Annotated in this window: 20 protein-coding genes and 9 pseudogenes; 28 read left to right on the top strand and 1 reads right to left on the bottom strand. The window is 42.1% G+C overall.

Going from position 1 to position 22,220, the window contains the following annotated elements; genetic code table 11:
- Positions 1-93 precede the first annotated feature (93 nt).
- From glpX to fabZ, 25 genes and pseudogenes are all read left to right on the top strand, one after another.
- Positions 94-1,059, top strand: a complete 966-nt coding sequence (gene glpX, locus G4D76_RS05965) for a class II fructose-bisphosphatase (protein WP_213810810.1) — start codon at positions 94-96, stop codon at positions 1,057-1,059.
- A gap of 274 nt (positions 1,060-1,333) precedes the next feature.
- Positions 1,334-2,625, top strand: a pseudogene (gene rho, locus G4D76_RS05960) (transcription termination factor Rho).
- A 116-nt stretch (positions 2,626-2,741) separates the two neighbouring features.
- Positions 2,742-3,002: a type B 50S ribosomal protein L31 gene (locus tag G4D76_RS05955; protein WP_026859267.1), complete on the top strand. Its 261-nt coding sequence runs from the start codon at positions 2,742-2,744 to the stop codon at positions 3,000-3,002.
- A gap of 100 nt (positions 3,003-3,102) precedes the next feature.
- A complete protein-coding gene (prfA, locus tag G4D76_RS05950; protein WP_026859266.1) occupies positions 3,103-4,182 on the top strand; it encodes a peptide chain release factor 1 in 1,080 nt (359 codons plus the stop codon).
- Positions 4,169-5,023, top strand: coding sequence for a peptide chain release factor N(5)-glutamine methyltransferase (prmC, locus tag G4D76_RS05945; protein WP_213810809.1), 855 nt, complete (start codon positions 4,169-4,171; stop codon positions 5,021-5,023). Before prfA ends, prmC begins: the two co-directional genes overlap by 14 nt.
- Positions 5,016-6,059 (top strand): L-threonylcarbamoyladenylate synthase, encoded by a 1,044-nt coding sequence (locus G4D76_RS05940; protein WP_213810808.1) that lies wholly within the window; start codon positions 5,016-5,018, stop codon positions 6,057-6,059. The genes prmC and G4D76_RS05940 overlap by 8 nt, the downstream gene beginning before the upstream one ends.
- Positions 6,052-6,528: an arsenate reductase/protein-tyrosine-phosphatase family protein gene (locus G4D76_RS05935; RefSeq protein ID WP_250130223.1), complete on the top strand. Its 477-nt coding sequence runs from the start codon at positions 6,052-6,054 to the stop codon at positions 6,526-6,528. Before G4D76_RS05940 ends, G4D76_RS05935 begins: the two co-directional genes overlap by 8 nt.
- A pseudogene (gene rpiB / locus G4D76_RS05930) lies at positions 6,525-6,950 on the top strand (ribose 5-phosphate isomerase B). The gene G4D76_RS05935 and the pseudogene rpiB overlap by 4 nt, the downstream one beginning before the upstream one ends.
- Positions 6,919-7,465, top strand: a pseudogene (locus tag G4D76_RS05925) (TIGR01440 family protein). Before rpiB ends, G4D76_RS05925 begins: the two co-directional pseudogenes overlap by 32 nt.
- Positions 7,466-7,479: 14 nt before the next feature.
- Positions 7,480-8,706 (top strand): annotated as a pseudogene (gene glyA / locus G4D76_RS05920) (serine hydroxymethyltransferase).
- 60 nt (positions 8,707-8,766) lie between these two features.
- Positions 8,767-9,393: pseudogene (upp, locus tag G4D76_RS05910) on the top strand (uracil phosphoribosyltransferase).
- Between the two features lie 19 nt (positions 9,394-9,412).
- Positions 9,413-10,550, top strand: a pseudogene (gene wecB / locus G4D76_RS05905) (non-hydrolyzing UDP-N-acetylglucosamine 2-epimerase).
- A gap of 126 nt (positions 10,551-10,676) precedes the next feature.
- Positions 10,677-11,039 (top strand): ATP synthase subunit I, encoded by a 363-nt coding sequence (locus tag G4D76_RS05900; RefSeq protein ID WP_213810806.1) that lies wholly within the window; start codon positions 10,677-10,679, stop codon positions 11,037-11,039.
- Positions 11,040-11,043: 4 nt separating this feature from the next.
- Positions 11,044-11,777: pseudogene (gene atpB, locus G4D76_RS05895) on the top strand (F0F1 ATP synthase subunit A).
- Between the two features lie 46 nt (positions 11,778-11,823).
- Positions 11,824-12,039 (top strand): F0F1 ATP synthase subunit C, encoded by a 216-nt coding sequence (gene atpE / locus G4D76_RS05890; RefSeq protein WP_026859255.1) that lies wholly within the window; start codon positions 11,824-11,826, stop codon positions 12,037-12,039.
- A 99-nt stretch (positions 12,040-12,138) separates the two neighbouring features.
- A complete protein-coding gene (locus G4D76_RS05885; protein WP_026859254.1) occupies positions 12,139-12,657 on the top strand; it encodes a F0F1 ATP synthase subunit B in 519 nt (172 codons plus the stop codon).
- Positions 12,657-13,199, top strand: a complete 543-nt coding sequence (locus G4D76_RS05880) for a F0F1 ATP synthase subunit delta (RefSeq protein ID WP_026859253.1) — start codon at positions 12,657-12,659, stop codon at positions 13,197-13,199. Before G4D76_RS05885 ends, G4D76_RS05880 begins: the two co-directional genes overlap by 1 nt.
- A gap of 15 nt (positions 13,200-13,214) precedes the next feature.
- Complete coding sequence (gene atpA, locus G4D76_RS05875; protein ID WP_026859252.1) at positions 13,215-14,723, top strand: F0F1 ATP synthase subunit alpha; 1,509 nt, start codon at positions 13,215-13,217, stop codon at positions 14,721-14,723.
- Positions 14,724-14,753: 30 nt separating this feature from the next.
- Positions 14,754-15,629, top strand: a pseudogene (gene atpG, locus G4D76_RS05870) (ATP synthase F1 subunit gamma).
- A gap of 21 nt (positions 15,630-15,650) precedes the next feature.
- Positions 15,651-17,060 carry a F0F1 ATP synthase subunit beta gene (gene atpD / locus G4D76_RS05865; RefSeq protein ID WP_213810805.1) on the top strand — a complete coding sequence of 470 codons (1,410 nt, stop codon included), beginning with the start codon at positions 15,651-15,653 and terminating at the stop codon, positions 17,058-17,060.
- 16 nt (positions 17,061-17,076) lie between these two features.
- The gene (locus G4D76_RS05860; protein WP_213810804.1) at positions 17,077-17,481 is read left to right on the top strand and encodes a F0F1 ATP synthase subunit epsilon; all 405 of its coding nucleotides are present in this window, start codon (positions 17,077-17,079) and stop codon (positions 17,479-17,481) included.
- A gap of 56 nt (positions 17,482-17,537) precedes the next feature.
- Entirely contained in the window at positions 17,538-17,765 is a 228-nt protein-coding gene (locus G4D76_RS05855) for a DUF1146 family protein (RefSeq protein WP_213810803.1), read from the top strand.
- 69 nt (positions 17,766-17,834) lie between these two features.
- Positions 17,835-19,125, top strand: a pseudogene (gene murA, locus G4D76_RS05850) (UDP-N-acetylglucosamine 1-carboxyvinyltransferase).
- A gap of 12 nt (positions 19,126-19,137) precedes the next feature.
- A complete protein-coding gene (locus tag G4D76_RS05845; protein WP_026859246.1) occupies positions 19,138-19,326 on the top strand; it encodes a DNA-directed RNA polymerase subunit beta in 189 nt (62 codons plus the stop codon).
- 8 nt (positions 19,327-19,334) lie between these two features.
- Complete coding sequence (fabZ, locus tag G4D76_RS05840; protein ID WP_026859245.1) at positions 19,335-19,778, top strand: 3-hydroxyacyl-ACP dehydratase FabZ; 444 nt, start codon at positions 19,335-19,337, stop codon at positions 19,776-19,778.
- 53 nt (positions 19,779-19,831) lie between these two features.
- Here fabZ and G4D76_RS05835 read toward each other — a convergent pair whose 3' ends face one another.
- Positions 19,832-20,260, bottom strand: a complete 429-nt coding sequence (locus G4D76_RS05835; RefSeq protein ID WP_026859244.1) for a YwpF family protein — start codon at positions 20,258-20,260, stop codon at positions 19,832-19,834.
- A 197-nt stretch (positions 20,261-20,457) separates the two neighbouring features.
- Here G4D76_RS05835 and G4D76_RS05830 point away from each other — a divergent pair, with 197 nt between their 5' ends.
- The 3 genes from G4D76_RS05830 (at position 20,458) to G4D76_RS16375 (ending at position 22,219) form a co-directional block, all read left to right on the top strand.
- Positions 20,458-21,006 carry a single-stranded DNA-binding protein gene (locus tag G4D76_RS05830; RefSeq protein WP_051239009.1) on the top strand — a complete coding sequence of 183 codons (549 nt, stop codon included), beginning with the start codon at positions 20,458-20,460 and terminating at the stop codon, positions 21,004-21,006.
- Between the two features lie 443 nt (positions 21,007-21,449).
- Positions 21,450-21,779: a LysM peptidoglycan-binding domain-containing protein gene (locus tag G4D76_RS05825; RefSeq protein WP_213810802.1), complete on the top strand. Its 330-nt coding sequence runs from the start codon at positions 21,450-21,452 to the stop codon at positions 21,777-21,779.
- Positions 21,722-22,219: a LysM peptidoglycan-binding domain-containing protein gene (locus G4D76_RS16375; RefSeq protein WP_371814658.1), complete on the top strand. Its 498-nt coding sequence runs from the start codon at positions 21,722-21,724 to the stop codon at positions 22,217-22,219. Before G4D76_RS05825 ends, G4D76_RS16375 begins: the two co-directional genes overlap by 58 nt.
- Position 22,220 lies beyond the last annotated feature (1 nt).

Here is a 22,220-nt window from a genome sequence, read left to right as displayed (position 1 = left end):
GGATGAGAAGACTGGAATTCATAAGAATTGCAGTCTTTTTTCTGTGTTATAATAGTTTAGAAAAATCAGCACGGATATTAGGGGGAGACAGTTTTGGAAAGAGGATTATCGATGGAGCTCGTAAGAGTGACAGAAGCAGCCGCACTTGCCAGTGCAGCATGGACAGGAAAAGGTCTGAAGAATGAAGCGGATGATGCGGCGACAGAAGCAATGCGCCGTCTGTTTGAAACGATTCCGATGACAGGTAAAGTTGTAATCGGTGAAGGCGAGATTGATGAAGCACCGATGCTGTATATCGGGGAAGAACTCGGAACGAAAGACGGTCCGGAACTCGATATTGCGGTCGATCCGCTGGAAGGCACAACGACTGTCGCAGAAGGCACTTTAGGAGCAATGACAGTACTCGCGGTTGCTGATAAAGGCAATCTTCTGCACGCTCCTGACATGTATATGCAGAAACTCGCAGTCGGACCGGACTGCCGTGGTTTTATCGATATTGATATGTCTGTGGAAGAAAATATCCGTGCAGTAGCAAAAGCGAAAAACAAAAATGTTGAAGACGTCACAGTAACAATTATTAAACGCGAACGCAGCAAAGAGATTATTGATCAGGTCCGTACACTCGGTGCACGAATTATTATGTTTGATAACGGTGACGTCGGTGCGGCAATTAATACTTGTTTTGACTGGACTGGAATCGATATTTTAATGGGCGTCGGCGGTGCACCTGAAGGTGTTATTGCAGCAGCTGGAATTAAGGCGCTTGAAGGAGACTTCCAGGGACGGCTCTTGCCGAGAAATGACGCAGAACACGCGCGCTGCATAGAGATGGGCGTCGACCCGGATAAAAAACTCGGACTTGAAGATTTAGTCAGCGGTGACGATGCAATCTTTGCAGCAACAGCAGTGACTGACGGTGAACTGATGAAAGGCGTCCAGTTTAAAAGCGGCTTTGCTGAAACCTCATCTGTCGTAATGCGCGCTAAGTCAGGAACTGTTCGATTTGTGAACAGCCGTCACAGCATGAAGAAGAAACCGAATATGATTGTGGATAAGTAATTAAATGGTCTGGAGCACGCCGCCGGGAACTGACGGTGGCACGCTCAGTTTCATCCCGGCAGTTTTTTCTTTGACATCGGCTGTGCTCCGGATGTAATATATATATGCCTTTCAAAAAAACTTCAGCATTGTACTCCAAATGAAGGATTCAACCCGCAGCTCCAGCGCAATTTCTAAATTTAATCCAAAAATATACAAAACGATAGACGAACATAAATTTATAAAATCAGTATTAGGAAGTGTAAATATGTCTGAGAAATCAAAGACACAGGATATGAAATATGAAACATTCGATGCTTTGTATAAAATAATACGACTAAAGCATTAACTGAACGTGCAAAAAGTTTACGGTTATCGAACTACAGCAAATTAAATAAAAAAGAATTAGTTCTTGCAATTTTAGAAGCTGAAATGGAAAAAGACGGTAACTATTACATGGAGGGTATTCTCGATGATATTCAGCAGGACGGCTACGGTTTCCTCCGTACGGTAAACTATTCAAAAGGTGAGAAAGATATTTATATATCTGCATCGCAGATTCGCCGTTTTGAACTGAAAAAAGGTGATAAGGTTACCGGTAAAGTCCGCAAACCTAAGGAAAATGAGAAGTATTACGGTCTTCTCCAGGTTGATTTTATTAACGACCATAATGCTGAAGAAGTGAAGAAACGCCCGCATTTCCAGGCACTGACGCCTTTATATCCGGATGAGCGTATCCGACTTGAGAACGAGCCGGCTGATATGTCGACGCGTATTATGGACCTTGTGACACCGATTGGTTTCGGTCAGCGCGGAATGATTGTTGCGCCGCCTAAAGCGGGTAAAACATCGCTGTTAAAAGAAATTGCTCAGGCAATTACGACGAATCATCCGAATGTGAAACTCTTTATCCTCCTAATCGGCGAACGTCCGGAAGAGGTTACGGATCTGGAACGTTCAGTTGAAAATGCTGATGTTGTGCATTCAACTTTTGATGAGCCGCCTCAGCACCATGTTAAAGTTGCAGAATTATTATTGGAACGTGCGAAACGCCTCGTTGAAATGGGTGAGGATGTTATCATTTTAATGGACTCAATTACGCGTCTGGCACGGGCTTACAACTTAGTGATTCCGGCATCCGGCCGTACATTATCGGGTGGTCTTGATCCTGCGAGTTTACACCGTCCGAAACATTTCTTCGGTGCAGCACGTAATATCGAAGCAGGCGGCAGCCTGACGATTCTGTCGACTGCACTTGTTGATACAGGCAGCCGTATGGACGATGTTATTTACGAAGAGTTTAAAGGTACGGGGAACATGGAACTTCACCTCGACCGTAATTTAAGTGAACGCCGTATTTATCCGGCAATCGATATCAGACGTTCGAGCACGCGTAAAGAAGAGCTGCTGCTCGATAAAAAAGAGCTTGAGATTTTATGGCAGTTGAGAAATCTGTTTAAGGATTCCTCCGACTTTACAGAGCGTTTCCTCCGGATTTTAAAAACAACGAAGACGAACGAAGAGTTTTTCGATGTACTGAGAGACCGTATGGTCAGCTCTCAGAAGACAGGAAAACCGGTTATATAAATTTTCGTGCGGATATTGATTTTTACAGTCTCAGCATGTATAATGGCAAAGTAATGCGTGGTGATAGCCACAAATAACTCTGTTCCAGATGGTCCAGGGCAAAGGAGCTGACAATTATGAAACAAGGAATTCATCCTGAATACAAAAAAGTAATCTTTTTAGATTCAACTACAGAATTTAAATTCTTAAGTGGATCTACACGTACTTCTTCTGAAACTATGGAGTGGGAAGATGGTAACGAGTACCCGGTTATTCGTTTAGATATATCTTCAGATTCACACCCGTTCTACACAGGACGTCAGAAGTTCGCATCTGCAGATGGCCGTGTTGAGAAATTCAACAAAAAATTCGGTCTTAAATCAAGCAACCAAGAATAACAAAATTTCAACTGTACTGAGATTCTCAGTGCAGTTTTTTTGTCTTAAAAATATGCTATAATAAAGTAACTAAAAAGTACCAGGAAAAGGACGTATTCTTATGTTTGATCAACTCGAAATAATAGAAAATCGATATGAACAGTTAACTGAATTACTCAGCGACCCCGATGTAGTCAGCGATCCTGACAAACTGCGCACTTATTCTAAAGAGCAAAGTGATATTCACGATACTGTTGAAGTCTTCCGCGTATACAGAGGACACATGGAAACAATTGAAGAATCTAAAGGAATGCTGAAAGAAACAGACGATCCGGAAATGATTGAAATGCTGAAAGAAGAAATTTCAGAGTCTGAAAGCATGCTGCCGAAACTGGAAGAAGATCTAAAAATTCTTATCATCCCTAAAGACCCGAATGACGATAAAAACGTTATTATGGAAATTCGCGGTGCTGCAGGCGGCGACGAAGCACAGATTTTTGCAGGAGATCTGTTTAGAATGTATACAAGATATGCCGAAGACCAGGGATGGCGCACGGAAACTGTTGACGCTTCAAGCAGTGAACACGGCGGATTTAAAGAAATCAGCTTCCTGATTCAGGGTAAAGGGGCATTCTCAAAACTTAAGTTTGAAAATGGTGCACACCGCGTTCAGCGTGTACCGGAAACAGAATCAGGCGGACGTATTCACACATCTACTGCAACTGTCGCGGTATTGCCTGAAGTAGAAGACGTAGAAGTGAATATCCGCAACGAAGATATTAAAATTGACACGTACCGTTCAAGCGGTGCCGGCGGACAGCACGTTAACACGACTGACTCGGCAGTTCGTATTACTCACCTGCCAAGTGGCACGGTAGTAACATCACAAGATGAAAAATCACAGATAAAAAACAGAGAGCGCGCAATGAAAGTACTTAAAGCGCGCGTTTACGACATGATGCAGCAGGAAGCACATGCGGAATATGCTGAAAAGAGAAAATCAGCAGTAGGTACCGGAGACCGTTCTGAACGTATCCGGACATATAACTATCCGCAAAACCGTGTGACTGACCACCGTATCGGTTTAACAATTCAAAAACTGGATCAGATTATTGACGGGAATCTCGATGAAATTATTGAAGCGCTGGCAATTGAAGAGCAGACTTCAAAACTGGAAGAATTGAACAATGAAACAATATAAAGCGGTACTTAAAGAGGCGGAAGCCTCTTTAAGTGTATCTGGACAGGAAATCCGCGTGGCTTCGATTGTAATGGAAGAACTATTTGGAATGAATTTTGCAAAGCTGATGATATACGGAGAAGATATGATGCCAAAAGAAGATTATGAAAAATTCGCATCTGTCATCGAACGTGTCTGCCATAATGAACCTTACCAGTATGTACTCGGAGAAGCATTTTTTTACGATGATTACTTTACAGTAACGCCGGACACGCTGATTCCAAGAAATGAAACAGAAGAGCTCGTGGAATTCGTCCTGAAGAATGAAAATGATCTCGGCTTAACAGCAGTCGATATCGGTACCGGGACAGGTGCAATCGGCTTAACATTAGCGGCTCACTGGAAATCGAATAAGGTAATAGTTACGGATCTGTCAGCGGGCGCCCTCAGAACTGCCAAAAAGAACGGAGAGCGCCTCGGAGTCAATGTTGAATATTTGGAGGGCAGCTTATTTGCACCATTAGTGGATAAAGAAATTAAAGCTGATATAATCATCTCTAATCCTCCATATATAAGCGAGGATGAGAAACATCTTATGACACCGTCCGTTCTTGAATACGAACCTGGTACAGCGCTGTTTGCAGACGATAATGGACTGGCGCTTTATAAAGCAATGATTCGTAGGCTCTCAGACGTGCTGAAACCCGGCGGCCGGGTATATTTTGAAATTGGCTTTAGTCAGGCAGATGCATTAAAGGAATATATCGGCAGCGTCTGGCCGGGCGTTGTCGTGCAGGTGGTTAAAGATATTAATCAACAAGATAGAATATTACATTTTACGTGGGGTGAATACAGTGACTAAAATATGGAATATTACCGAAGCCGATTTGACTGACGAGAGTAAAAAAGAGCTCCACGAACAGCTCGAGGAAATAAAAATTGCTTTTACTTACGGTGAAATTATCGGTATCCCGACAGAGACAGTCTATGGTCTTGCGGCTGATGCCCGGAACGGAGAGGCAATTAATAAGATTTTTTCTGCCAAAGGACGTCCGGGAGATAACCCATTAATTATACATATACATGATATTGGCCAGCTGAAAGATTTCACAGCTGCGCTTGACGAACGCGTGACTAAATTAATGGAAGCATTTTGGCCGGGGCCGATATCTTTTATCCTGCCGTTAAAAGGAGATTATCTATCCACAAATGCAGTGGCGGAACTCGATTCTGTTGCGGTGCGCATGCCGAGCCATCCGGTGGGACGAAAAATTTTGCAGTATGCTGATATACCGCTTGCTGCTCCCAGTGCTAATATCAGCGGCAAACCATCGCCGACGAATGCGCAGCACGTCATCGATGATCTTGAGAATAAATTGTACGGTGTTATCGACAGTGAGTCGGCAATTTACGGTATCGAAAGCACTGTGCTCGACTGCACGCAGTTCCCTTACAGAATTGCCCGCCCGGGTGCGGTGACGAAAGAAGAACTGGAAGAAGTTCTGGAAGCAGCTGTCGATACGGTAACTGAACAAACCGACAAACCGATTTCACCAGGTATGAAATATAAACATTATGCACCAAGACAGCCGCTGATTGTTATCGAAGGGGGTATCAATAATACGAAGCTGCCTGTCGGGCGCGATCAGAAAGTGGGTATTATTGCTCCGGAAACGAGCAGGGAATTCGTCGGCGAAGATATGCAGTTTATCAGTCTGTGCAGGGAACGGGATAGCTATAAAGAAGCGGCACGGAACTTATATTCAGCTCTGCGTATCATGGATACATCGGACGTGGATATTATTTTCATACATGGTTTCGATAAAGTGCCGGAATCTGAAGGACTGATGAACCGTGTTTATAAAGCGACGGGGAATGAAGTGATTCGGAGTGACTAAAATTATTTTTGTATGTACAGGAAATACGTGCCGCAGCCCGCTGGCAGAAAGTTACGCACGTATGAAGTATCCGCATGTGGACATTTCATCACGCGGACTCTCCGTTGTAAACAGCAGTACGAGCAGCCAGTCGCTGTCTCTTATAGAAGAGGCGGGATTGCCGGTGCCGTCACAGCCTGAGCAGCTGACAGAAGACGATATTGAAAACAGTACGCTGCTCGTTATGGGAAACAGTCATAAGAATGCAATCCTGGAACACTTCCCAACAGCAGATGTCAAACTTATATCTGAATGTGCGGATGGTGAAATAAAAAACATACCCGATCCATACGGTGGCACAAAAGCGCAATACGATGAAGTATTTTACATCTGCAAAAATACATCGATAAATTTAACTGGTAAGTCCGGTAATCTTTTGAAACTCTTAGCACTGATAGTTATAATATATTTTAAGGAGATGAGTGTATGAAAGTTGTGATTGCATCCGACCATGGCGGGCTCAATTTAAAGAGGATCGTTACGGAATATTTAACTGACAAGAAAATTGATTTTACAGATCTCGGGCCTGACAATACGGATTCTGTGGATTACCCGGATTATGCTAAGCCGGTCGCAGAAAAAGTAGCTGCGGGAGAATTGATAAAGGTATTTTAATTTGCGGTACCGGCATCGGCATGAGTGTTACTGCAAATAAAACTAGAGGCATTCGCTGTGCACTCGTGCACGATACATTTTCAGCAAAAGCAACACTGCACATATGATTCCAATGTACTCGCGATGGGTGAAAGAGTTATCGGCCCGGGTCTTGCACTTGAAGTGGTGGACACATGGCTGAACACTGAATTTGAGGGTGGTAGACATGAAAAACGCGTTTGTAAGATTGAAGAATGATATACAGACACTGACTGATGATTTATATGAAACAGAATTTTTTACATCGGGGAAAGTGCTCGTTATCGGATGTTCGACATCGGAAACTATAGGGAAGCACATCGGTAAAAGCAGTTCGGATGAAGCGGCGGAAGTTATATACAGCCACTTTCTAAAATTGCAGGGCAGGAAAACATGCATTTATTATTCAGGGATGCGAGCATATTAACCGTTCTCTGACAACGTCAAGACACACGATGGAAGCTTTGAATTTAGAAGAAGTTACAGTAGTGCCGCACAAAGAAGCGGGAGGCAGTCTGAGTGAATTTGCGTATAAAGAGCTGTCAGACCCCGTTGTCGTTGAGTCGGTCATTGCAGACCGCGGCATTGATATTGGCCAGACACTGATCGGTATGCATTTAAAACATGTTGCCATACCGGTAAGAACGTCTGTTAAAACAGTTGGCGAAGCAGTAGTGACGATAGCAACAACCCGTCCGAAATTAGTCGGCGGACCGAGAGCGCATTATAAATAAAGGGGAGATTTACAATGTCTAATATTAAATCACAAGATCCACAAGTACAGGAAGTTATTGATAAAGAACTGGAAAGACAAAACAACAACATCGAACTTATCGCGAGCGAAAACTTCGTTTCACCCGCAGTACTGGAAGCACAAGGTTCTATTTTAACGAACAAATATGCAGAAGGATATCCGGGGAAACGTTACTACGGCGGATGTGAACATGTAGACGTTGTGGAAAACCTCGCACGTGACCGTGCAAAAGAAATTTTTGGTGCAGAACATGCCAACGTGCAGCCTCACTCAGGCTCTCAGGCAAACATGGCAGTATACTTCTCGGTGCTTGAGCACGGAGACAAAGTGCTTGGTATGGATTTATCGCACGGTGGACATTTGACACACGGTTCACCTGTTAACTTCAGCGGGAAATTATTTAACTTCTTATCTTACGGTGTTGAGAAGGACACTGAAACAATTGATTACGATAAAGTTATGGAAATCGCTAAAAAAGAACAGCCTAAAATGATTGTTGCAGGCGGCAGTGCATATGTTAAAACACTGGACTTTAAAAAGTTCCGTAAAATTGCTGATGCAGTCGGTGCGTATTTACTGGTAGATATGGCGCATATCGCAGGATTAGTTGCAGCAGGACTGCACCGAACCCGGTACCGCATGCTGACTTTGTAACGTCAACAACGCATAAAACATTACGCGGACCGCGCGGAGGGTTAATTTTAACAACTGCAGAACATGCTAAAGCTGTTGATAAAAATATTTTCCCTGGTATTCAAGGCGGACCTTTAATGCATGTTATCGGAGCGAAAGCCGTGGCATTCGGTGAAGCAATGCAGCCGGAATTTAAAGCATACCAGCAGCGTGTTCTGGATAATGCGAAAGCGTTGGCTGAGTCACTCGCTGACGGCGGTCTTCGTATCGTTTCAGGTATGACAGATAACCACCTTGTACTCGTAGATTTAAGACTTTTGGTCTGACAGGAAAAGTGGCTGAGGAAGCACTTGATGAATCGGTATTACTGTTAATAAAATACAATTCCTTTGATGGCATCGCCATTCGTGACGAGCGGTATCCGCTCGGAACGCCTGCGATGACAACGCGTGGATTTACAACAGAAGATATGACAGAAGTGGGTCATATTATCGTTGAAACACTGACGCGTGTTAAAATGAAGAGAATCTGGATGGGATTTCAGATAAAGTTACTAAATTAACAGGAAAGTATCCACTATACAAATAAACTGCGTTATAATATATACGGATGGGATCATCCGGTTAATTTTTAGAGTGAGGAAGATATATGTCAAAGATACAAGTAATGGATCATCCGTTAATCCAGCATAAATGAGCTATATCCGTGATGAAAACACGTCGACTAAAGAATTCAGAGAATTGGTTGATGAAGTTGGGGTATGCTTAGGCTTATGAGAACGAGAGATCTTACACTCGAAGATGTGTCAGTACAGACACCGGTTCAGGAAACTACAGCTAAACGCCTGAGCGGAAAAAAACTGGGTATCGTCCCAATTTTACGCGCGGGCCTTGGTATGCAGGATGGTATTTTAAAACTTATTCCATCGGCTCGTGTCGGGCATATCGGATTGTACCGGGATCCTGAAACACTGAAAGCTGTTGAATACTATGCGAAGTTCCCGGGAGATATTGAAGAGCGTGATATTTTCGTTATCGACCCGATGCTTGCTACAGGCGCATCAGCGGTGGAAGCAATTACTGCAGTTAAAAAACATGGAGCGACAAAAATTCGTTTCATCTGTCTGATTGCAGCACCGGAAGGTGTAGAAGTATTAAAAGAAGCACACCCGGATGTGGATATTTACATCGCAGCACTCGATGAGAAATTGAATGAGAGAGTTACATCGTTCCTGGCTTAGGCGATGCCGGTGACAGATTATTTGGTACACGATAATAAATCATAGGAGATTGTTATGAAAAAAATTATGGCGATTTTCGGTACGAGACCTGAAGCTATTAAAATGGCTCCCCTTGTACTCGAAATGAAAAAATGAAGATATTGAACCGGTTGTAGTAGTTACTGCACAGCACAGAGAGATGCTTGATCAGGTACTGACAACGTTCGATATTACACCTGATTACGACTTGAATATTATGAAAGCGGGCCAAACATTGTCAGAAGTTACAGGGCGTGTAATTAACGGTCTCGAATCAGTTATTAAAGAAGTAAAACCGGATATGATTTTAGTGCACGGTGATACGACGACAACATTCGCAGGTTCACTTGCTGCGTTTTACAATGAAGTGGATATCGGTCACGTTGAAGCAGGTCTCCGCACTCATAACAAATATTCACCATTCCCTGAAGAAGCTAACCGTCAGATGACAGGTGTTTTAGCAGATCTTCATTTCTCACCGACAGAAGATGCACGTCAGAACCTGCTGAATGAAGCAAAAGATGATACAAAGATTTCAGTTACAGGAAACACTGCGATCGATGCACTGGCAACAACAGTTGATGAAAACTATCACAGCGATATTATCGAAAAACATAAAGACAACAAAGTGGTGCTCTTAACAGCGCACCGACGCGAAAATATCGGCCAGCCAATGCATAACATTTTCGGTGCGGTTCGTCAGATTGTTGACGAATTTGAAGATGTGACAGTTGTTTATCCAATGCATAAAAACCCTAAAGTACGTGAAATTGCCGAGGAGTACTTAGGCGATCACGAGCGCGTTGAATTAATTGAGCCGCTCGATGTACTTGATTTCCATAACTTTGCTGCAAGAAGCCACCTGATCTTAACTGACTCGGGCGGGGTGCAGGAAGAAGCGCCTTCACTTGGCAAGCCGGTACTTGTACTGCGCGATACTACTGAACGTCCTGAAGGTGTTAAAGCAGGGACGCTTAAACTTGCCGGTATTGAGCAGGAAAACATTTACAACATGACAAAAGAGCTGCTGACAGATGAAGAATTGTACAATGAAATGTCACAAACGCAAAATCCTTACGGTGACGGACAGGCTTCACGCAGAATTTGCGACAACATAAAGTATTATTATGGAATAACTAAAGAAAAACCTATCAGTTTTTCTGTAAATGATTAGCAAATGTGAACATGTTGTTAAAATTTCCATATTTTGTTGACACAAAAATTGCACTCCTATAAAATCATTAGAGTATGTAATTGTTTTCACAACATGCTTACATTACCCGAGGAGTCGTAAAAGACAGTGGAAATTTTTAAAGGATATTTTAAAAACTTTATGAAATATTTAATAATACTTTTAATATTGAGTATTATTGCTTATATATTTACTTCTTTGCCGTTCTTTGCAGGGTTGTGCATCGGTATCTTCGGATCGATGCTGCTGTCTTATAATTGGTACTACAATTTAAGAACGGCACAGCTCAGTGATGGCGAAAAAGTTAAAACAGGAACGTTAACGAGAATGCTTATTGTCGCAGCGGCCTGTTTAATATGGGTGAGGTTTCCTGAAACTTTGAATATCATCGGTATTTTAATCGGGCTGCTCCTCACTTATGCGCTGATTTTCTGGCGCGCAGCATTAGAACTTTTTAAACGGAAGAGGTGAAGAAATGGAACACGGAATTCCAACGTGGTCGTTTGATTTGTTCGGAATACCAATCGTATTCGAACTTGCAACTTCAATGATGATTATCATTACATGTCTGCTTATCTTCTTTACATTATTTTTCATGACGAGAAAGCTCGCAGTGCGTCCGACCGGTAAAGGTCAGGTGCTCGTTGAGGCGTTAATGAACTTCGTTAAAGGAATAATTAAAGCAATATGGCATGGAAAGAAGGCGCACAGTTCCACTTTTTAGCGCTGACATTGTTCTTATTCATTTTAATCGGCAACTTAATCGGTATACCGCTGTCGTTCGTCGCACCGGACGCGGATCATACACTGTGGGTGAAATCACCAACAGCTGACCCGGTCGTTACGCTGACGCTGGCAGGACTAATGATAGTACTGACACACTACTATGGTGTGAAGATGCAGGGAATGCGCGGTTATTTGAAACAATATGTTACGCCGATGTGGTGGCTTGCACCAATCAAATTCATCGAAGAATTTACATATAACTTAACACTCGGTTTACGTCTTTACGGTAACGTTTATGCTGGTGAGATACTTCTGTTACTCCTGTTGGGATTAGTAACCGGAGGCACGGTATTAGGCGCATTAGGATTTATTCCTATGATGGTATGGCAAGGATTCAAAGTATTTATAGGTGCGATTCAGGCATTTATATTCGTAATGTTATCAATGGTTTATCTATCACATAAAGTGAGCGATGATCATTAATATAATAAAAAATAATAATATACAATTTTCTAGGAGGAAATATTTTATGAATTTACTAGCAGCTGGTATTGCAGCAGGTTTAGCGGCTCTTGGCGCATCTTTTGGTATTGGTATGGTTGTTTCGAAAACAGTTGAAGGTGTTGCTCGTCAGCCAGAGTCACGTGGTCCGTTACAAACGATTATGTTCATCGGAATTGGTGTAGTTGAGGCTGTTCCAATTATGGCTATCGTTATCGCGTTCCTACTTATGTTCACGTTCTAAGAGTCGTTATATAAGGCGAAGTCTTGCTTGAAGATTTCGCCATCTTATTATGTAAATAACTACGAGAGTTAGAGACTTTTTTGAAAGGAGTGTACATAGGTGGAACTATTAATTTTAGGTGCTGCTGGTGAAACTATGGGCACGGCTGTTGGAACATCGCTTGTTCTACTGGCGAGTTTTCTGACGCTGCTTGCAGTATTGTCATACTATGTGTGGAAACCAGTTAAGAAAGTTATGGATGACCGTGAACAACTAATCCATGACGATATTGATTTTGCTGAAAACAGAAAATTAGAAGCTGAACGCTTAAAAGAAGAGAACGACGCACTGCTGAAATCAACGCAGGCTGAAATCTCTGAACTTATGGAAAACGCTAAAAGTCAGGCGAAGAAAGAACAAGAGTCAATCATCAGAGATGCTGAGGCGCGTTCTTCTCAACTGATGACAGAAGCGAAGACTGATATTGAAAGAGAAAAAGAAAAAGCAGTCCGCGATATCAACGATCAGGTTGCTGAACTTTCAGTACTGATTGCAGAGAAGATGATCCGCAAGGAACTTAACTCTGAAGATCAGAAAAACCTTGTTCAGAACTACTTACAGGAAGCAGGCGATAAATAATGGCTAATATCAGTCAAAAATACGCCAGTGCTTTGTTCGATGTAGCAGTTCAGCACGATAATCTTGAGAATGTTAAAGCTGATTTCTTTGAAGTAACTGAAGCAGCAGCTTCAGTGGAGAACTTTATCGAATTCATGGATAACCCGAAGATTACACGTAATAAAAGAACGGCAGCGGTAGAAGCAGCGTTTGGTAAAAGCGACAGACTTCTATTAAACCTGCTGCGCATCCTGTCGGATAAAAAACACATGTCATTACTCGAAGAAATATACAGCGAGTTCTTATCACTATATGATGAAAGTCATGATCAGGCTCGTGTAACAGTAGAATCGGTTTACAAATTATCTGCAGAAGAGCTGGATCAGCTTGGTCAGATATTTATCGATAAAACAGGTTATAAAAAGCTGCTTATTACGAATGAAATTAATGAAGAGCTTATTGGCGGCGTACGCGTGCTTCTAGGTTCGAAAGTTTACGACGGTTCTGTAAGAAACCAGTTAGACGGTATCAGAAATAATTTTAAAGAACATGCGAATAGCTAAAGGAGTGACATTTTCATGGCAATCAAAGCTGACGAAATAAGTGCTCTCTTAAGAAGCCAAATCGAAAATTATGATAAGGATATGCAGGTTACCGATGTCGGTACTGTTATCCAGGTGGGTGACGGAATAGCACTTGCTCATGGTTTAAACGATGCGATGGCAGGAGAGTTAATTGAGTTCCCGAGTGGTGTACTTGGACTTGCTCAAAACCTTGAAGAAAATAATGTTGGTATCGTAATACTTGGACCAAGTGACGATATTAAAGAAGGCGACGAAGTTAAACGTACTGGACGTATTATGGAAGTTCCAGTTGGTGAAGAACTTATCGGGCGTGTAGTAAACCCGCTCGGTCAGCCAATCGACGGAAAAGGTCCTATCAATACTACTAAAACACGTCCTATCGAAAGTCCTGCGACTGGAGTTATGGACCGTAAGAGTGTTGATGAGCCGTTACAAACAGGAGTTAAAGCAATTGACGCATTAGTGCCAATCGGCCGCGGACAGCGTGAGTTAATCATCGGTGACCGTCAGACTGGTAAGACGACAATTGCAATCGATACAATTATTAACCAAAAAGATCAGGATATGATTTGTGTTTACGTAGCGATTGGACAAAAAGAATCAACTGTACGCGGTACAGTTGAAACTTTACGTAAAAACGGTGCGCTTGATTACACAATCGTTGTTTCTGCCGGTGCAGCAGACCCTGCTCCATTACTGTATATTTCACCATATGCTGGTGTATCTATGGCCGAAGAATTCATGTTTAACGGTAAACACGTATTAATCGTATATGATGACTTAACGAAACAGGCTGCGGCTTACCGTGAATTATCATTACTATTACGCCGTCCGCCGGGCCGTGAAGCATTCCCGGGTGACGTATTCTACCTTCACAGCCGTCTTCTTGAACGTGCTGCGAAATTAAATGATGATTTAGGCGGCGGTTCTATTACTGCATTGCCATTCATCGAAACTCAGGCAGGAGATATCAGTGCATTCGTTCCAACGAACGTTATCTCTATTACTGACGGTCAGATCTTCCTGCAGTCAGACCTGTTCCACTCAGGTGTACGTCCAGCGATCAACGCCGGTCTTTCAGTATCACGTGTAGGTGGTTCAGCACAGATTAAAGCAATGAAGAAAGTAGCGGGTACGCTGCGTTTAGACCTTGCAGCATACCGTGAACTTGAAGCATTCGCTCAGTTCGGTTCAGATCTTGACGAGTCGACAAAAGCTAAACTTGACCGTGGTGCGCGTACAGTTGAAGTGCTTAAACAGCCTGAAAATGCCCCATTAAAAGTAGAGAAACAAGTTGTAATTCTTTTCGCACTTGTTAACGGCTACCTGGACGATGTTCCAGTTGAAGACATTACACGTTTCGAAGCTGAATTCATGAGCTGGCTTGAAGCGAACGACGCTGAATTATTAAACCAGATCGCTCAAACTAAACAACTTCCTGACAGTGAAGCATACGATAAAGCAATTAACAGTTTCAAAAAGCTTTTCAACCCTTCTAACTAAGAAGTAAGTAATTACTAAGGTGGTGAATTCATGGTTTCACTAAGAGAAATTAAAGGTCGTATTGGCTCTACGAAAAAGATGAGTCAATTGACAAGTGCAATGCATATGGTTGCTAACTCCAAACTGACCCGGGCTGAACAGAATTCAAAAAAATTCCAGCCGTACATGGATAAAATCCAGGAAACAGTCAGAGCTATTGCAGCCGGTGATACTGAAAGCTCACACCCTATGTTAGAAGAGAGAGACCAATTAAGAGAACGGGCTATATCATAATTTCAAGTGACACAGGTAAAGCTGGTCCTTATAATAACAACGTCGTTAAAGCAATTACTGAAGAAGCTAACAAACGACATGATAACAATCCCGATTCATATGATTTATTCGTCCTCGGAAAAATTGGCTATGAAACTTTAACAGGGCGTGGCTTCCATGTTACAAATCATCGTCTTGGATTACCCGAACAGCCGGACTTTGCCAGCGTGAAAGAAATCGCTGCTCAGTCGGTTAACGGATTTATAAACGAAGATATCGATGAGCTTTATATTATTTATAATAAATTTGTGAATATTTTAGAGCAGGGTAACAGTTCGTAAAGTATTACCATTAACAGAAACTGATATTCAGACAAATCATTCTGATTCAGCACTCGCAAGTTACGAGTTTGAACCGGATAAAGAAACAATTCTGGAAACAATTTTACCTCAGTATGCCGAAAGCCTGATTTACGGTGCACTGCTTGACGCAAAAGCGAGTGAGCATGCAGCGCGTATGACAGCTATGAAGGCAGCAACTGATAATGCAACTGAGCTTGTTGGCGATCTTCAGCTGCAGTATAACCGCTTAAGACAAGCGGCGATTACGCAGGAGATTACAGAAATCGTCGGTGGCGCATCTGCACTAGAATAATTGAGATTAGGAGGAAATTAAATGGCTTTAGGTCAAGTAGTCCAAGTAATGGGACCTGTAGTTGACGTGCGCTTTAATGAAGGTGAATTACCTGAAATTAATAACGCACTGGTAGTTAAAATTGACAATGCTAATTCAGAGCCAATCTCTCTGACACTTGAAGTTGCGTTACACCGCGGCGATAACATTGTCAGAACGATTGCAATGAGTTCTACTGACGGCTTACGCCGTGGTGCTGAGGTAGAGAACGCAGGTTCTCCAATCACAGTACCTGTAGGAGAAGAGACTCTTGGTCGTGTATTCAACGTATTAGGTGAACACATCGACCTAGATGGACCACTTTCAGCTTCCCAGCGCCGTGATCCAATTCACCGTTTAGCTCCGAAGTTTGATGAATTATCAACTTCAACTGAAATTCTTGAAACTGGTATTAAAGTAGTAGACCTTCTTGCACCTTACACTAAAGGTGGTAAAGTTGGACTCTTCGGTGGTGCCGGCGTTGGTAAAACAGTTCTTATCCAGGAACTTATTAACAATGTTGCACAAGAACACGGTGGTATTTCGGTATTCGCCGGTGTTGGTGAACGTACTCGTGAAGGTAACGACCTTTACTACGAAATGAAAGATTCAGGTGTTATCCAGAAAACTGCAATGGTTTTCGGTCAGATGAACGAACCGCCTGGTGCACGTATGCGTGTAGCACTTTCAGGATTAACAATGGCAGAATACTTCCGTGACGAACAAGGTCAGGACGTTCTGCTGTTTATTGATAACATTTTCCGCTTTACTCAAGCAGGTTCTGAAGTAGCGCTCGGACGTATGCCTTCAGCAGTAGGTTACCAGCCTACACTTGCAACTGAGATGGGTCAATTACAGGAAAGAATTACGTCAACTAACGTTGGTTCAGTAACGTCAATTCAGGCAGTATTCGTACCAGCCGATGACTATACTGACCCGGCTCCGGCTCAGACGTTCGCTCACTTAGATGCGACGACTAACTTAGAACGTAAACTTTCAGAGATGGGTATTTACCCGGCTGTGGATCCATTAGCATCTACTTCACGTGCACTTTCTCCGGCAATTGTTGGTGAAGAACATTATAAAGTAGCAAGAGATGTTCAGTCTACGCTTCAAAAATACCGTGAGCTGCAGGATATTATTGCAATTCTAGGTATGGATGAGCTTTCTGAAGAAGATAAAAATACTGTTGGACGCGCACGCCGCATCCAGTTCTTCTTAAGTCAGAACTTCCACGTAGCAGAACAATTTACAGGACAAAAAGGTTCTTACGTACCTGTTAAAGAAACAGTTCAAGACTTTAAAGCTATCCTGGAAGGTAAGTATGACCACGTTCCTGAAGATGCTTTCCGTCTTGTTGGCGGCATCGAAGACGCACTTGATAAAGCGCGTCAGCAAGGTGTAGAAGTCTAAAACGGGAGGGTAAAACATGGCAACAATTGCACTTGATGTAGTTACTCCTAACGGTTCTGTTTTCCACGAAGAAGATGCGGAAATCGTTGTTCTTCAAACTAAACAGGGTGAGCTTGGTGTGATGGCCGGTCATATTCCGACTGTAACACCGCTTAAAATAGGTGTCCTTCGTGTTAAAATAAACGGTAAATTCGAATACCTGGCTGTTACTGAAGGGTTTGCAGAAATCAGACCTGAACAGATTACAGTACTTGTACAGGCTGGCGAGTTTTCAAAAGATATTGATTCAGAACGTGCAGAGTCTGCGAAAGCGAGAGCAGAACAGCTGCTTTTAAAATCGCAGGATGAACGTGTCGATACGTATCGTGCAGAACTTGCATTACAGCGCGCGGTTAACCGTATAGAAGTATCTAAATATTAATTCAAACTAAAAGACTGGATCTTCCAGTCTTTTTTTTATCGAAAGGAGGAATTTTTTTGGGTTTTTCTCAGTTCGCGTTAATGCATATTATTCTGCATATTTTGTGTATCGGTCTTGCATTCTGGGTATTACAGGGAATAAGGATTGAAAATTCATTTAATAAAGGTGATGTTGGACGAATTCGACTGGTGCTTATCATGCTGAGTGTCTTATTAGGTACAGCGATGAGTAACTTATCATGGACATCTTTAGATACACAAGAAGCAGCGCTCATGTTCAGCTAATTGCTTTACAAGTGATACCCAAACACCGTATTATTATAATGAATGGTATAGAGAAATATGGAGTGAGAGATGGATAAAATCATTGTAAGGGCGGACAAAAACTGTCTGGTTCGTTGAGATCGAAGGAGCCAAAAATGCAGTATTGCCAATTCTGGCAGCATCGCTGCTGGCTGGCGAAGGACGCTCAATAATTAAAAACGTACCCGAATTATCAGATGTAAATACATTAACAAAATTAATTACCACACTCGGTGCAGAAGCATCGGCTGAAAAAAATAGTGTTACTATCGATGCGAGCGGAGAATTGAATTGTATCGCACCTTACGAATTAGTTAGTAAAATGCGTGCAAGCATGCTTGTCATGGGTCCATTATTAAGCCGTTACGGCTACTGTAATATTGCTATGCCCGGAGGCTGTGCAATCGGTTCACGTCCGATTGAACAGCACATTAAAGGTCTGGAAAAAATGGGTGTAGCTTTCGAACAGGCTGGCGGTTATATCGAAGGTAAGATTGACGGTCGTCTTCAGGGTACTAAAATCCACATGGATTTCCCAAGTGTCGGTGCGACTCAGAACTTAATGATGGCAGCGAGTCTGGCTGAAGGTACAACGCATATTGAAAATGCTGCGATGGAGCCTGAGATTACGGATCTTGCGAACTATATTAACTCAATGGGCGGCCGTGTGATTGGTGCAGGTACGGGTCATCTTAAAATTATCGGTGTAGAGAAACTGCATGGTTCAGAACACACTGTAATCCCGGACCGTATCGAAGCAGGAACATTTATGATTGCTGGTGCGATTACACGCAGTGAAATTCTTTTGAAGAATGTTGTGATTGAACACTTATCTGCAGTAGTAGCAAAGCTTGAAGAAGTTGGTATACGTTTTGTCGAAGAAGGCAATGATGTAAGAGTAATTCCTGCAGAGGAATATAAACCGACTGATCTGAAAACAATGCCGCATCCGGGATTCCCGACAGATATGCAAAGTCAGATGATGGCGCTCTTAACGACAATCGAGGGAACGAGTATCGTTACTGAAACAATATTCGAGAACCGCTTTATGCATGTGAGAGAATTTTCAGCGATGAATGCCAATATTTCACTTGAAGATAACCACGCGGTCATCCGCGGTGGAAACCAGCTGTACGGAGCGACTGTACGCGCATCAGATTTAAGAGCGGGTGCAGCGTTAGTACTTGCAGGCCTTGCAGCAGAAGGTTATACTTCTGTAACTGAACTTCAGCATCTGGACCGCGGTTACGTGCGTTTCCATGAAAAACTGAAAGCACTTGGTGCAGATATTAAGCGCGTGAACGACAGTGCGTCTGATAAGCATTTGGTGACATCAAAGTAAAGGGGTAATACTATGGCAGAACAACAACAGAAAATCGTTCACCGTAGGTTCCCATTGTTGGTTAGAATTCTATTGTTTTTCTACGTTGCAATCGTCCTCGTCTTTTTAGGACTGATGATTGGCTTTGGAATACTGGATAATCCATTTGGAGTATTCCGTATTGAAACGTGGGAACATATCATTAACTTAACTAGGGGTTGACGACAGACATGCTGACATACGATCAGATTAAAGCAATAATACCGCACCGCCCGCCGTTTCTTCTTATAGACAGAATTACAGAAGTAGAACCGGGTAAAAGCTGTAAAGGTATAAAACAGGTATCTGGGAACGAACCGTTTTTTGAAGGACACTTCCCGGATTATGCTGTTATGCCCGGAGTACTGATAGTAGAATCACTTGCGCAGGTAGGTGCTGTTGCATTGCTGCAGCAGGAAGAATTTAAAGGGAAGCTCGCGTTCTTTGCCGGTATTGATAAATGCCGATTCAAAAAACAGGTGACCCCGGGTGATACTTTGGAGCTGTCAGTAGAAATTACTAAACTCCGCGGACCGATAGGCAAAGGCTCTGCAGTTGCAACTGTCGATGGACAGGTTGCATGCCAGTGCGAAATAACATTTGCCATTTCAGATATTAAAACAGGCGAAAAATAAATAAAAAACCGTCTGAAAATCTTAAGCTAAGATTTTCAGACGGTTTTTTATTTTTACTCTTCATCTTCTTTTTTGAAGTCTTCTTTTGATTCCATACGAGAGTTAAATTCATTAATCAGTGTTTTGCCTTCGTAACCTTCTTCAACAAGGAACTCGAGCAGTTCTTCTGCGTAGTTCGGTCCTTGGACGATAATAGCTCCTTTAAAAACAACTGAAATCATATCATCCATCTGATTGATATCCATTACTCTGGCTGAGAATTTAGCAGGCGCATTGGACGGCCGTGTAATAGTGACCATCATTTCCAGCTGCTGTCCTTTCAGCTTTTCTAAAATTGAAGATAAATCTCCAGCGGTTACAATCTCAATAATCCACGGATTGTCTCCGTACTCCATATTAATAATAATGCCGTCTTTAACTTCGGGAACGATAAAGTTCTGCTCTTGAATAATCTTCATATCTATCACTTTAAACGATTTCATAATTACTGACCCCTTTTTAACAAAGTACAAAATTAGTTAATTTGCAGTGCAAAATAACCGGTAATAATAAAACTGAGTAATTTAAAGTATGTATTTCTAATTATTGTATTATATATCACACTGAAAAGAAATTATTGTCTTTTGCAGAATATTTATTCACCCCTTACATTGTAATTAGGAGAGGGGGGTGATAAAGAATGATGAACAAAGTATTGCTTGTCGGCGAACTTATCAGCAATAATGTTATTGCAAAAAATGCGCAGGGGAGTGTAAATGCATTTATCATTGCAACAGTTCGAGCACCAAAGGATACAAGGAGGGATAAAGAAGTCCACTTCCTCTATTGTAAAGCTTTTGGTAAAAGTATACCGGGTGTGCTTGACGAAACGAAAGCCGGTGACATTTTATGTGTCAGCGGCCAGCTCGCAACCACATCATTTACTAAAAAAGACGGATCAAGAGAATACCGCATGGAAATATGGGCAGAGAGCATAAAACATGTACCGGATAAGATTCAGGAACGCACTGATATATCCAATCCGTCCCGCTTAATTGAACAAGCAGTACATCATTATAATATCAATGAATCACTTGGCGAAAAGTATGTACATACACTCAGCCAGGAAAAAGCAGAACAGAAAAGCGAAAAAGAAAAGCATATTGAAATGATTTCAAGCATTGTAGATGAAAACGACAACGACAAGAACAAGCCCGCACCGGACGATAATAAAGCAAAAGTCTCCTAATAAATAACGTACCCTCTTGAACTGTGTTCTACACTCATTCATTTCTCACACACATGCATACTGATGACCAGCTGCGGTTCATCAGTATGCTTTTTAATGTTTAAAGAAATAGATTCTTTACAGCCGTTACTGTTATGTTACAAATGACAGACTAGTCAGTCGGATTGCAACATATATTTACCCATTACATAAACTTTACAAAGTCTGATTTGATAACGTTCCGTGTACTTTTAAAAAAACGGCTGGAAACTATGCTGTCACTGATACAGAGAATGTGTAATATAACTTGTCATTCAGAAATGAGTTTGTAACAAAATTGTAAAATAACAGCTGTCTTATTATATGCCTGTAACCTATGAAACATAATTATCCTCTATAATATGAAATAGTTAAAAAAACGAAAACGACAAAAAAAGGTCGTAAAATATATTAACAAATTATTTTTGGAGGAAGACATTTATGAAGAAAGTATTAGCTTTAGGTGCAGCAGTCGCTGTATCAACGACGATTCTTACAGTGCAGAAGCAGCATCTCATACAGTAGAATCAGGAGACTCACTTTGGGCTCTTGCTGAAGAAAATAACGTAACTATTGAATCAATTAAAAAAGAAAATAAATTAACTTCTGATATTATCGTTCCAGGTCAGATTATTGAAATCGACGGCGAGAAAGAAGAAAAGAAGAAGTTAAAGAAGAAGATAAAGAAGAAACAGAAATTTACACAATCAAAGCAGGCGATACATTATTTGAAATCGCAGTTGAATTTGATGTAACTGTTGCAGATCTTAAAGAATGGAACAACTTATCATCAGATCTTATTTTTGAAGGTAAAGAATTAATCGTTTCAGGTGACGCAGTACAAGCTGCAGCACCAGTAGAGGAAGCGCCGGCAGTTGAGGAAACTCCAGCAGCTCCTGCACAGGAACAAACATACGAAGAGCCTGCTCAAACTGAAAACACAGATACTAGCTACAACAACCAGTCTGAAGAGCCTGCACAAACAGCACCTGTACAGCAGCAACCTGTACAGCAGCCAGCTCCACAGACACAAAATGTCAGCACAAGCTCTAATTCTAACAGCGGCTTAAACTGGGGTGCTTTAGCAGCATGTGAATCAGGCGGCAACGCTAGCGTAGTAAGTTCAAATGGTCTATACCACGGACTTTACCAGTTTGATGCTCAAACTTGGCAGTCAGGGGCGGTTCTGGTGTAGC

The organism is Jeotgalicoccus sp. WY2 (assembly GCF_018437745.1).
Lineage (GTDB): Bacteria > Bacillota > Bacilli > Staphylococcales > Salinicoccaceae > Jeotgalicoccus > Jeotgalicoccus psychrophilus.
This window is presented reverse-complemented; position numbering and strand designations above follow the sequence as displayed.

Excerpts from the sequence above, each read along its gene's own strand:
- G4D76_RS05955 (WP_026859267.1), top strand. The coding sequence starts at position 2,742 with ATGAAACAAGGAATTCATCCTGAATACAAAAAAGTAATCTTTTTAGAT.
- prfA (WP_026859266.1), top strand. The coding sequence starts at position 3,103 with ATGTTTGATCAACTCGAAATAATAGAAAATCGATATGAACAGTTAACT.
- prmC (WP_213810809.1), top strand. The coding sequence starts at position 4,169 with ATGAAACAATATAAAGCGGTACTTAAAGAGGCGGAAGCCTCTTTAAGT.
- atpE (WP_026859255.1), top strand. The coding sequence starts at position 11,824 with ATGAATTTACTAGCAGCTGGTATTGCAGCAGGTTTAGCGGCTCTTGGC.
- G4D76_RS05880 (WP_026859253.1), top strand. The coding sequence starts at position 12,657 with ATGGCTAATATCAGTCAAAAATACGCCAGTGCTTTGTTCGATGTAGCA.
- atpA (WP_026859252.1), top strand. The coding sequence starts at position 13,215 with ATGGCAATCAAAGCTGACGAAATAAGTGCTCTCTTAAGAAGCCAAATC.
- atpD (WP_213810805.1), top strand. The coding sequence starts at position 15,651 with ATGGCTTTAGGTCAAGTAGTCCAAGTAATGGGACCTGTAGTTGACGTG.
- G4D76_RS05860 (WP_213810804.1), top strand. The coding sequence starts at position 17,077 with ATGGCAACAATTGCACTTGATGTAGTTACTCCTAACGGTTCTGTTTTC.
- G4D76_RS05845 (WP_026859246.1), top strand. The coding sequence starts at position 19,138 with ATGGCAGAACAACAACAGAAAATCGTTCACCGTAGGTTCCCATTGTTG.
- fabZ (WP_026859245.1), top strand. The coding sequence starts at position 19,335 with ATGCTGACATACGATCAGATTAAAGCAATAATACCGCACCGCCCGCCG.
- G4D76_RS05835 (WP_026859244.1), bottom strand. The coding sequence starts at position 20,260 with ATGAAATCGTTTAAAGTGATAGATATGAAGATTATTCAAGAGCAGAAC.
- G4D76_RS05830 (WP_051239009.1), top strand. The coding sequence starts at position 20,458 with ATGATGAACAAAGTATTGCTTGTCGGCGAACTTATCAGCAATAATGTT.